The organism is Caulobacter sp. BE254 (genome assembly GCF_031457295.1).
GTDB lineage: Bacteria > Pseudomonadota > Alphaproteobacteria > Caulobacterales > Caulobacteraceae > Caulobacter.
Window position 1 is genome coordinate 102,487 of the sequence record NZ_JAVDWJ010000016.1, and the last position, 12,273, is coordinate 114,759.

Annotated in this window: 5 protein-coding genes; all 5 read left to right on the plus strand. The window is 64.8% G+C overall.

The features are described 5' to 3' along the window. The first annotated feature begins 13 nt into the window (after positions 1 to 13). Complete coding sequence (locus J2X41_RS22140) at positions 14 to 1,264, plus strand: DNA repair exonuclease (protein WP_310085996.1); 1,251 nt, start codon at positions 14 to 16, stop codon at positions 1,262 to 1,264. Further along, positions 1,264 to 4,725: an AAA family ATPase gene (locus J2X41_RS22145; RefSeq protein WP_310085997.1), complete on the plus strand. Its 3,462-nt coding sequence runs from the start codon at positions 1,264 to 1,266 to the stop codon at positions 4,723 to 4,725. The genes J2X41_RS22140 and J2X41_RS22145 overlap by 1 nt, the downstream gene beginning before the upstream one ends. A gap of 21 nt (positions 4,726 to 4,746) precedes the next feature. Beyond that, positions 4,747 to 5,013 carry a hypothetical protein gene (locus J2X41_RS22150; RefSeq protein ID WP_310086000.1) on the plus strand — a complete coding sequence of 89 codons (267 nt, stop codon included), beginning with the start codon at positions 4,747 to 4,749 and terminating at the stop codon, positions 5,011 to 5,013. A gap of 29 nt (positions 5,014 to 5,042) precedes the next feature. Then, entirely contained in the window at positions 5,043 to 5,591 is a 549-nt protein-coding gene (locus tag J2X41_RS22155; protein ID WP_310086003.1) for a hypothetical protein, read from the plus strand. A gap of 950 nt (positions 5,592 to 6,541) precedes the next feature. Further along, a partial coding sequence (locus J2X41_RS22160) for an FG-GAP-like repeat-containing protein (protein ID WP_310086005.1) occupies positions 6,542 to 12,273 on the plus strand: 5,732 nt, incomplete at its 3' end.

A 12,273-nucleotide genomic window follows, 5' to 3' on the forward strand; every position in this document is an offset into this window, starting at 1 on the left:
GAGGTCTTGGCACATGTCGACTTTCCGGTTTCTGCACGCGGCTGATATCCATCTGGATAGTCCGTTGCGTGGCCTCTCGGTCTACGAAGGCCTGCCGGCCGAACGCCTGCGTCGCGCGACGCGGGACGCCTTCGATAATCTCGTTCAGGCGGCGCTCTCAGAGCAGGTCGACTTCCTGGTTATCGCCGGCGACCTCTTCGACGGGGATTGGCGCGATATGTCGACAGGGCTTTATTTCGCCCGGGCCATGGGGCGCTTGGCTGAGGCCGGCGTGCGCGTCTTTATCCTGAAGGGCAACCATGATGCCGATTCTGCGGTGACCAAGAGCCTGCCCCTGCCAGAGACGGTGAAGGTCTTCGGAAGTCGGACACCCGAGACCTTTGATTGGCCGGAGCTTGGCGTGGCGCTGCACGGTCAGAGTTTCCCCACGGTTCAGGTGCGAGAGGATCTGACGGGATCCTATCCGCCGTTCCTGCCTGGCCGCTTCAACATCGGGGTGCTGCACACCGCGCTCGGCGGATATGCGCAGCATGAGACTTACGCGCCCTGCACGGTTCAGGGCCTTTCAGCCAAGGGCTACGACTATTGGGCGCTCGGGCACGTGCATGAGCGCCAGGTGCTCTGCGACGATCCGTGGATCGTGTTTCCCGGCAATCTGCAAGGTCGGCATGCGCGGGAAACGGGGGCGAAGGGCGCGACCTTGGTCGAGGTGACCGACGGGCACGTGGCGGCCGTCCGATCTCTCAATCTTGATGTCCTGAGATGGATGCGCGTGAGCGTGGATTGCAGCGGCGCCTCGACACTTGACGAGGTGCATGGGCGCGTCCGCGAAGCCCTTGCGAACGCGCGCCGCGAGATCGCCGGCGATGGTGCGGCCGTGGCGCGGGTGATCCTCATCGGCGACACCGTCACAGCGCCGGCGCTATCCGACCGCCGAGCCCTGCTGCGAGAGGAGATCCGCTCCATAGCCCAGGCATCGGAAGACCTCTGGATCGAGAAGGTGATCCTTGAGACACGGGTCCCCATCCAAGGGGCGACAGCCGGAGCGGAAGAAGAGATCGCGGCCCTTCTGGACGAAGCCATGGAGGACCCTGCGCTGGTGAATGGGCTGGCTTCGGACCTGAAACCTTTTCTGGACGCTGTCCCCGCGGACGCTTGCGAGCCCGATGGCCTGCAAGCCGCCGCCCGCGCAGAGCGTTGGTCTGAACTCCTGACGATGGCTTCCACCGCCTTGCGCGAACGCCTCGCGCGTGGGGGCGCCTGATGCGTCTCTCCGAGCTTCATCTCGAGCGCTATGGACGGTTCGAGGACCATAAGCTTTCGTTTCCCGCCGCCGAGCGCGATTTCCATCTGATCTACGGCCCGAACGAGGCCGGCAAGTCCACGACCTTGGCAGCGATTTCGGACCTCCTATTCGGGTTCGAGCACGCGGTCGCCCAGGACTATCGGTTCGCTGCGGGCTTGCTTCGCGTGGGCGCCGTGCTCGAAGAGGGCGATCAGCGCCTTACCTGCCGCCGCCGCCGCGGCCGGCAAGGGACCCTGATTGATCTGGCTGACCAGCCGCTGGACGAGGGGGCGCTGTTCGCGATGCTGCATGGGCAAGGCAGAGATGCCTTCCTGGTGGCCTCCAGCCTCGACCACACCCGCCTGCGCCGCGGCGGGCAAGCCATGGCCGAGAGCAAGGACGACCTGGGCCAGATGCTCTTCGCCGCCGGTTCCGGCCTGACCGGGGTGCGATCCGTGCTGGCGGGGCTCGACGGCGAACTCGACGAGATTTGGGGTCCCCGGCGTTCCGACAAGCGGTCCTTCACGCGCGCTGAGCGGACGGCGACGGAGGCGCGGGGCGCGCTTCGTGACGCCGCTGTGAAACCCGCGGAATGGGTCAAGGCGCGGGATGCGTGCGAGCAGCTGCGCACCGACCATCACGCGGCGGAAGCGGCGCGTAGCGAGGCTGTCGCCGGTCTGGCCGCGGTGGAGCGCCTACGACGGGTGCTGACGCCGCTTGCGCGGCGGTCCACCCTCCTGGGGGAATTGAACAGCGATACGAGCACCGCCGTACCTGAAGCTGTCGAAGCCGCTGCACGGGAGGCATTGCGGACTGTCAGCGCCCAGACCCAGGCGCGTGATGCGGCGCGCGCTTTGCTGACCGCCGTTTCGCGCCGATTGGAGGCTGAGCCGGCCGACACCGAGACCCTCGCCTTCGCCGCACGGATTGACGCCCTGGTGCAGATGGTCGGGGCCGAGGCCGATCGGCGCGAGCAGACGCCGCGCCGAGTTCGGGAACTACAGGTGCGTCGTACGGCGGCCGAGGCGGCGGCCCGGCGGCTGGGCTTGGTGATTGACGAGCGCCTGGAGGTCGCCCTTCCAACCGAAGCCGAGATCACGCGATTGCGCGAGCTTGCCAGCCGAAGAGTCCAACTCCTCGCCGTCCAGGAAACGGCGGTCATGACGGCGAAAGCCGCACGCAGCGATCTGGATCGGGCGATCGCCGCGCGCGCGGCCTTGCAGGCTCCCGAGAGCCTGGATGCGCTGCAGTCCGCGGTCGTGTCGGCGCGGCGCGCGGGAGACCTGGATGGGCAGGCGGCCGAGCGGGCCGCGACGCAGGCTCGGGCGCAAACCCGGCTTTCGGAAGCGCTCGCCGCGCTTGCGCCCTGGTCGGGCGACATCAACGCTCTCGCGCGACTGGCGCCCCCGTCTGACGCGCTTCTAGACAAGGCGAAGTTCGAGCTCGATCAGGCCGATCGCGATGTGGCTGACGCCCGTCGTCTCGCGGGCGAACGCGCTGAGGCGCTCGCTCTCGCGGAGGCCCGGCTTGCCGCGCTAAGCGCCGGTGGCGCGGCGATCTCCCTTGAACGTCTGGACCACGCCCGTAAAGCGCGTGATGAGGTGGTCGCCGCCCTCGGCGGCCATCTGAAGGGCGACGCGCCGATCGCGAACCCGGCCCAGGTGCTTGATCAGTTGGAAGCGGTGATCGCTTCAGCCGACGACCTTGCCGATCGCCGCTTCGCAGCGGCCGACGCCTCGGCGCGTCTCGCCCAGGCCGAGCTGGAGATGACGGAACAGCGTTTGAGGCATGTTCAGGCTCAGGCTCGCGTCACGGCTGCGACCGCCGAAGGCGTCGAACGCATGGCCGCTTGGCGCGACGAACTTGGCGGTGGGAACTTGCCCCTGTTGGCGCCGGAGGATCTGCGAGCGTGGCTTGGCCGGCGCGCGCGGGCGCTTGAGCGACGCGATGAATGTGAAGCGGCGGACGCCGCCGTCCGCAGCCTGACCGTTCAACGCATTTCGATCGGCAAGGCCCTGGCCGGAGTCCTTGGGTCGCCGGCGCCCGCGGAAGAGGCGCTTGCCCCACTTTTAGCCCTGGCGGAAGGACGGCTGACGAGCCTGGAGGGGCAAGCCCGCGCCATCCTGGACGCAGAGCGGGAACGTCAAGCGGCCGAACAGCGCCACGAAGTGGCCGACGCCGCCTGCGATCGGGCGAAGCGGGAACTGACGGCCTGGTCGACCGCCTGGGACGCGGCGCTCTCGGAGGCTGGGCTCGCCCTCTCTCCCGAGGCCGCCGAGACCCGGCTTGGCGTGTTCGAGACTCTGCGCGGAGAACTCGACCAGGCGCGGGGCCTGAAACGGCGCATCGACACCATGGCGAACGACGCCGACGCCTTCCAAGCCGAGGCGGCGGCGGTCAGCTCGGCGCTTCAGATGACCGATGAAACCGATGCGATCGAGCAAGTGCGAAAGGCCAAGGCCCGGCTGGAAATCGCCCAGGCGATCCAGGCGCGTCATCTCGCCTTGAAAGAGGAAGAGGCGGCTCGGCATGACGAAATCGATGAGGCTCAGGCACGACTCGCCGCGGCCGAGGCGGCGCTGTTCGACGTCAAGGCGCTGACCGGCCTGTCGGAGCATGTCGCCCTCGCCGGCGCCTTGGACGCGGCCCGTGGCCGGCGCGAGCGCGAGGCGCAACTCGGTGACCTGGAACGGGAAATCGCGGAACACGGCGATGGTCGCCCCTTAGCCGAACTAGAAGCATCTTGCGCCGGCGAAACCGCCGAAGGGCTCGCGGCCCGCGCCGCGGAACTAGCGCACGCCGCTGAGGGTGCGGCGACGGAGGCCGGGGCGCTGGGCAAGGCGCGAGCTGAAGCCGATCTTCGTTTCCAACAGTTGGATGCCGGTCCCGCCGCGGCCGACGCCGCGGCCGAGGTAGAGCACGCCCGCGCGGAGATGGAGGCATTGGCCGAGGTTTACATCCTCAAGCGGATTCAGCGCGTGCTCCTGGATCATGCCGTCCGCTGGCAGGCGGCCCAGCGGCGCAACCCTCTGCTGGCGCGCGCCAGCACGCTCTTCCAGGCGCTGACCCGTGGCGGCTATAGCGAACTGCGCGCCGACCACGAGGCCGATCGACCGCGGCTGCTGGGGTTGAAGGCCGATGCCGAGACCGTTGTTCCGGTTTCGCTGATGAGCGAAGGGACGCAGGACCAGCTTTTCCTGGCGCTGCGGCTCGCCGCCGTGGAGCAGAGCCACAGGGCCGGGGTCAGGGGGCCGTTCCTGGCCGACGACCTCTTCATGACGTTTGACGATGACCGCGCACGCGCTGGCCTCCAGGTCCTGGGTGAGCTTTCACGCTCGACCCAGGTGCTATTCTTCACCCACCACGATCATCTTCGTGCCCTAGCCGCCGAGGTTTTCGGCGACGGTCTCTCGCGGTTGGAGTTATCCGAGGTAACTTGATGCAGCGGTCTGACGCTCTCCATGGGCGGGACGATGCTACCAGCCATATCCTCCAACCAGGCTCCCCCCGGTCTTGAGTTCGGCAAAGCTGAGACCTTCAAGCGCGGGCTCGTCTTTCCCGTGCGTGTGAAGCTGTCGCAAGCGCATCTTACGGTTGACGTCCGCCAAGCTTTGCTGTCGGCTGGCATGAGCGCTTCGGTCGAGATCGTGACGGGGAAACGGCGGGTGATCGAGTTTGTGTGGTCGCCGGTGGCGAAGGCGGTTTCCGAGGCGGGGAGAGAGCTGTGATAATATCAATTTGTGCAGCCGATCAGACTTTGGCCGCCGAACACTCCACCTGCATCAGTCAGCGCCTTGAGTCACCAGAGGACCATTTTCTAAATTACGTAAATGATCGATATATTTACAACCCTAAATATGAATATTTCATATTGAATAACATTATGGAAACTGACGGTATAGGATACATTGTAGATCGTTTTGACGGAAACTATTTAACTATAGAGAAATGGTCAAATCATGGGGATCGAATTGCGAGCTTTATAATGGCAATGCGCGCTCGGCAAAATGGTCGGGAACATGAGGTTGAAAAATTTCTTCGTGTCGCGATTAGGCCTGACGAGAGCGAGGGAAAAGCGGCTCAGCGCCTTGGCATCGATCGACATGGGTTGGCGATAGCTCATATGTGGCTGGGTGAGATCCTTTACTCCAAAAGAGGAAAGAAATTTCATCGAGAAGCCGATCAACACATGACGGTAGCAGCTAGAGCTGGAATAAAAAGGGCTTGTCGCAATTTAAATCTTAAAGTCATCCCTGATGGATGCCCAGAATACCCAGCCCCATCCATGGTGGAGGGGAAATTGTAATGCCAAATATACCACAATATCTCGTCAACCAGACGGTCCCTGGCGGAAGAGTAACGGTCACGCGCGGGTCAACCTCGGTTTTACCGAAAATAACCTACGTTGGCAGAAGCGCCGATGTGAATAGATTAAAATTGTTTTATGAAAATTTTGTCTCGAAGAACCCGTCTACATATGTGAATAGCTATTCGTGGCTAAAGGATTTGAAGAATTCCGGTGCCAGAGTGGCAGCGGTATTTGAATACGATCTACCCGGACGCGAAATGGACGTATATGCGTCGAGCAATACGAATCGCTACGTCCCGGATACGACAAATCGATATTATGGATATTCGATTGTAGCTCGCGACGGGAGTGGCAATGTCTTGCTGGACGCTCGCGGCCGCGGCTCTTTAACACCCAATGAATCCTATGATTATATAATGGTATTCGACGTCCACGACATGGTAGATAACTATTTAGGTCCAGGAGAAAAGGCAAATTCGGCGTTTTTCGATACCGCTGATCATGAGCCAGCGCATTATAATTACAATCGACCTCATGATGGGCAAGGCGGCATATTTTATTCGGTTGCTCAGGATCTTTTCCTTTCCGGATTCAAGGTTAGAGCAAAAAATGGAAAACTAATAGATAAGAATAACGCGACCGTCCAAGAATGGTGGGAAGCCTACTATTCTGACAGAAAAGGAAGCCCCGCTTCAGGCCTGCCACAAAGCGATATCGGCCTGCCCGAAATGGCCGGCCCCGAGGGCCCCCAACTCGATTGGAAGGCCTTATACCCAGATATAGGAGGCGTCGTTGGATCGACGCTAGGCCAGTTTTTGGCCGGCGATGACGCCATAAAAGGCGTCGTCTATTCATCGGTTCTCGGCGAAATCGGGGAGCGTCTCGGCGAAGCTATCGAGGCCGGAAATTTAACTGAATCCTTTATGCCTATAGCCACGAGTCAAGGCTTGGCTGCGTTTGGCGAGCAGATCGCCGTTCGCGCCGGCCAAGCCGCGATCGGCTCTGTCAGCACCTGGCTCTCGATGGAACTCGGCGAGGCGCTCGGCCTGAAGGGTTTCGGCGCCGAGCTGTTCACGACGGTCGGCGCGCATGTCACGACCCAAGCGATCAATAATCTGCTCAATAATACCAACATCTGGAGCGGATTCCTCACCAAGGTCACCGGCGGTCAAACGCCAAGCTCGTCCGGAGGCGGGCTGGCCAACGCCGTCGGTTCGTTCCTCGGTGCGAAACTCGGCGCGCTCGTCGTTAGCCCGCAGACCCAAGCCGGCGTGGCGCTGTCCTCGATCGGCTCGGCCGTGGGCTCGTTCGTCGCCAGCAAGCTCATCGGCAACGCCGCCGGGATGGTGTTGAACGCCTTCGCGCCAGGTATCGGATCATTCGTCGGCTTCGTGCTGGGCGCGCTGATCGGCAACCTGTTCGGCAGGAAGAAGCCCAAGGTCCCGACCGCCAGCGCCTATACCGAGCTGCAGATCCCCTACGCCCGCTACGAGCTGGGCGCGGTGACGGTGACCAACAACGGCAACCGCGAGCTGGTCACCTCGATGGCCACCACGGCGCGCGACACGCTCAACGGCCTGATCGCCATGGTCGCCTACACCAACACCACGGCCTATGTGTCCAACCTCAACGGGGCCAGCACCACCCAGGCCTATGGCCACGACAAGAACCAGGCCACCGGCCAGAACGAAATCTACGCCACGATCAACGGCCTAAAGCGCTACTTCGCCTCGGCCGACCAGGCCGTGGAGTTCGGCAGTCTGGCGGCGATCCGCAACACCAAGATCGTCGGCGGCGACATCTTCGCCAAGCGGGCCATCGCCCGCTCGCCGGCCGCCGACCTGACCTCGCTGACCGGCGACCTGCAGATCGCCAGCGACTACCGCTTCTACGCCAGCAACCGCGAGCTGGTGAACAGCTTCATCACCGGCGCCTACGCCGTCCTGAGCGAGGCCGAGCAGAGCTACTACGCCGCCAACAAGGCCCTGATCGACAAGGCCCAGACGCAGGGGACGGCGGCCCTGACCGCCGGCGAACTCTCCACCTACAACGCCAACAAGCCCACGATCGACAAGATCATCGGCGCCCTGGAAAACCAGGCCCTGGCCAATCCCTGGATCATCACCCTGCAGCGGGTCAGCGAACTGGGTCTGGACAAGTGGACCCCGTCCGACTTCTACGGCGGCCTGCAAGGCTTCCTGAGCAGCTTCGACCTGGCCGGGCATGGCACGGCGTTCGAGAATGTCAGGATCGCCTCGTCCGGCGTTGGCGCTGTCGTCTCCCTCCGTGGCGCGTCGGCGTTGGCGCCGTTCGCGGCGTCTACAAAGGCCCATGTTGGCTTTGGAACGGACGCCGCGTCCGGCGGATGGACCAGTCAGGACGCCTATCCCCGCTTCCTGGCCGATGTGAACGGCGACGGTCGGCAGGACATGGTCGGCATCGGCAATAGCCGGGTTGTCGTGGAACTAGGCCAGACCAACGGAACGTTCGGCGGAGGCGTCACGGCGAGCACCAACCTGACATCGGCCGTGGGTTGGACGAGCCAAAACGCCTCGCCGCGCATGGCTGGAGACATCAATGGCGATGGCCGCGCCGACATCGTCGGATTCGGCGGCGATGGAGCCTATGTGATGCTCGGCCAGGTCGATGGTACGTTCGGCCCGGTGTTCAAGGCCAGTGCGGGTTATGGGAGCACCGCCGTCGCTGGCGGCTGGAGCAACCAGGACGCCTATCCCCGATTCCTGGGCGACGTAAACGGCGACGGCCGGGCGGATGTCATCGGAATTGGCCAGAGCGGCGCCATAGTGTCCCTGGGCCAGGCCAATGGTATGTTTGGTGGTGGCTTCGTCGCCACCTCGCAGTTCAGCGCGGCCACGGGTTGGGCCAGCCAAGATCGCAACCCCTGCACCGCCGCCGACGTCAATGGCGACGGCCGCGCCGATCTGGTGGGCTTCGGCGATGACGGCGTCTATGTCGCCCTGGGCCAGGCCAACGGCACGTTCGCCGCCGCCTACAAGGCGTTGAACGACTACGGCTACACCGCCGGCGTCGGGGGCTGGAACAGCTTCGCTGCCTATCCACGCTATCTGAAGGACATGAACGGCGATGGCCGCGCCGACATCGTCGGTTTTGGCAACAGCGCAGCGCATATCGCGTTAGCCCAGGCCGATGGGACGTTCGCGCCGCGCCAGGCCTTCTCGACACCCTTTGTCTTGGGACAGGGTTGGGGAACCCAGGCGACACAGCCCCGGATGATTGGCGATATCGACGGCGACGGCGCTGTCGACCTCGTCGCCGTCGCGGCAGACGGTGTCTATGTCCAACGCGGCCAGGACGCGGCGGCGGGATTGTTTTCGATCCTGCCCTCGTCGGGCCAGGATGGGCGATCGGTGACGGTCGATAGCCTGGCCAGCGTCGGTTACGTGGCCGCCGCGCCTAGCGCGGCCACGTCCGGCAACGACCTGATCGACCAGCGCCTGGCGATCGGCGGCGTGACCCTCGACGACAACCATCAGGAGTGGGTCGAGAGCGGCTACTATCAGAACAACGGCTGGGACAACGAGTGGGTCGACACCTCAAGCTGGGAGACCCGGGAGGGCGGCGACGACATTTTCGTCGGCGGCGCGGGCAATGACACGCTCTACGGGCGCACCGGATGGGATTGGCTGGACGGCGGCGCCGGCAACGACACCCTAGACGGCGGCGATCAGAACGACACGCTGATCGGCGGCGCCGGGATCGACCAGATCTGGGGCGGAGCGGGCGACGACTACATCGCGGCCGGCGATGGCGACGACACCGTGCTCGATTGGAGCAATCCCTGGTACGCGCCCGGCGGCGGTTTTGTCCGCGCCGGCGACGGCGCCGACACCATCGTCGATGGCGCGGGGACAGACCAAGCCTGGGGAGAGGGCGGCGACGACGTCTATGTCGCCAACCAGGACGGTGGCGGCGTCTACGACTTCTTCGACGGCGGCGCCGGCTCCAACACCATCTCCTATGAACGGTTCACCGCGGCCATGGGCGTCGATATGGCCGTGCGCTCCACAAGCGACGCCAATCTGCACGTCTGGTACGGCGATCAATTCTACAATGTCCAAAATGTCACCGGCACGGCGTTCAACGACGTGGTGCAGGGCGACAGCGCCGACAACCTGCTAAAGGGGGGTGCCGGCGACGACGCCATGGCCGGCCACGACGGCGCCGACATCCTGGAAGGTGGCGCGGGCGCAGACCAACTGTGGGGCGACGCTGGCTACGACTGGATCAGCTACGCCGGCTCGTCCGCAGGCGTCTATATCGACATGTCGACGAGCGAGGCGTTCGGCGGCGACGCCGACGGCGACGGTTTCTACGGCTTCGAAGCGGTCAAGGGCTCCAAGCTCGCCGACCAGCTGAAAGGCTATGACGGCGGCGACAACTGGCTGGACGGCGGCGCTGGCGACGACTGGCTGGTGGCCACCACCGGGGCGGACGTCTATGTCGGCGGCGAGGGCAAGGACTTCGTCGACTATTCGGTGGCCACGGCGGGCGTGACGTTGAACCTGGGGGCCTATACGCCGACCGGCCAGACCACGGGCTCCGGCTATGGCGGCTTGGCGGCCGGCCAGGCCTACATCACCGTCGAGGGCGTGGTGGGCACGGCCTATGCCGACAGCCTGTCGGCCGGCGACGGCGACCAGACCTTCATCGGCGGGGCGGGCAATGACTCTCTTTCGGGCGGAGCGGGGACCGACACCTATGTCCTCAATCTCGGCGACGGCGCCGACACCATCGTCGAGGACAACGGCGGCTGGAACGTCCTGTCGCTGGGGGAGGGGATCAAGGCTTCGGACCTGATCATCGGCACGCTGGGCGGCGCCGGCGGCAAGCTTGAGGTGACGGTGCGCGGCGGTAATGCCTCGGCCTATGTCGGCGGCAACTTCGCGCAACTGACCAACGCCCGGGTCAAGACTATCGACTTCAATGGTGGCGGCCAACTGGACATTGGCAGCGTCGAGTACGGGGTCAGCGGCGTCACCGATGGTAATGATACGCTCATTGGTCTCGGCGGTGATTGGGGTGATCTGATCATCGGGCTCAACGGTAGCGACACGATCTGGGGCCGGGCGTCCGGCCAGCTGGAGTGGAAGGGTAACGTCATCATCGGCGGCCTGGGCGACGACGTCATCAACACCTCCAACGGCGACGACCAGTTCGCCTATGACCGCGGCGACGGGGTGGACACCATCACCGACGCCGGCGGCGAGGATACCCTGGTGTTCGGCTCGACGGTGGCGGCCGATGACGTCATCTACCAGGTGGTGGGCGATGACCTCTATATCGGCGCCAAGGACACGACCAACGCCGCCCTGACCGCCAGCCAGGTCGCCGACCGCGTCCAGATCGTCGGCGGCGGCGTGAAGTGGTTCGAGGCCGATCAGGATGGAACGCCCCTGGGCAGTTCGTTCGTCAATACGGTGGAGTACGTGCAGGCCGGCGGGACGTCGATCGACTTGGGCAAGCTCGACATCGCCTGGACGTCTCGCGCCTACGTCAACTACAGCAATGTCTACCCGATCGCCCTGGACCTGGATGGCGACGGGCTGGACCTATCGACGGTGGACGGCTCCAGCGTGGTTGTGAAAACCGCCCAAGGCGGGGTCTCGAAGTTGGCTTGGGTGGGCCCCACCGACGGCTTCCTGGCGGTCGACCGGGACGGCGACGGGGCGATCAACAAACTGTCGGAGATCTCGTTCGTGCAGGACAAGCCGGGCTCAACCAGCGACCTGGAGGGCCTGCGCACCTGGGACACCAATGGCGACGGCGTGCTGGACAAGGCCGACAAGGACTTTTCCAAGATCCTGCTGTTCGTCGACGCCAACCAGAACGGCCGCTCGACCAAGAAGGAGCTGCGGACCCTGGAAGAAGCCGGGATCAAGGCCATCAATCTGGGCGGCGTGGCCACCGGTTACAGCGCGGACTTGACCAGCGAGAGCTTCGTTCAGAACACCATCAGCTTCGTGTGGGCCGACGGCCGCACCGGCGAGGGCTATGACGTGGCCCTGGCCCGCCGGGTGCTGGGCTCGGAGGGCCTCTACGCCGGCGACTACCAGGCCGAGTGGGGCGCGCGCGACGAGGACGGGACGCTCGGCCGGCTGGTCAATGATCCCAAGACCGCGGCCAAGGCGGCACGGATCAAGGCCAAGAAGGGGCTGCTGGACAAGCTCGGGGCGACCTATGCCGAGGTCAAGGCCGCCGCCCAGCTGGACTTCAGCGACACCGACAAGGTCGACGCCAAGATCGCCCAGCGCTGGAAGAAGATGGACGCCTCGCAGCAGGCCGCCTGGCTGTCGGGCCAGGCCAGCGGCATGGACGGCCAGCAGAACCTGGCCGCCCTGAAGGCGATCTCCTCGGGTCAGGCCCTGAGCAACGCGCGGAACGATGGTGTTCAGGCCGGCCGGGATTTGGTCGCCCAGGGTCTGGCCCAGGCCGGGGCCGAGATCCTGGCCAGCGATCCGGACGCGTCGGGCGGCGGCGGTCTGGCGACCGCCGACGGGCTGGGCGTGGACTTTGGCGCCGCCTCCGGCCTCTCTTCCAGCCTTGGCGGCCTGGCCGCCAGCCAGCCGCTGGACGGGGTGGTCGCGGCCACGGGCGCGGCGATCGGCCAGGACCAGGCCTGGTGGCGCGGCCAGACCGA

Coding starts and splice junctions, on each gene's coding strand:
- J2X41_RS22140 (WP_310085996.1), top strand. CDS start 14: ATGTCGACTTTCCGGTTTCTGCACGCGGCTGATATCCATCTGGATAGT.
- J2X41_RS22150 (WP_310086000.1), top strand. CDS start 4,747: ATGGGCGGGACGATGCTACCAGCCATATCCTCCAACCAGGCTCCCCCC.
- J2X41_RS22145 (WP_310085997.1), top strand. CDS start 1,264: ATGCGTCTCTCCGAGCTTCATCTCGAGCGCTATGGACGGTTCGAGGAC.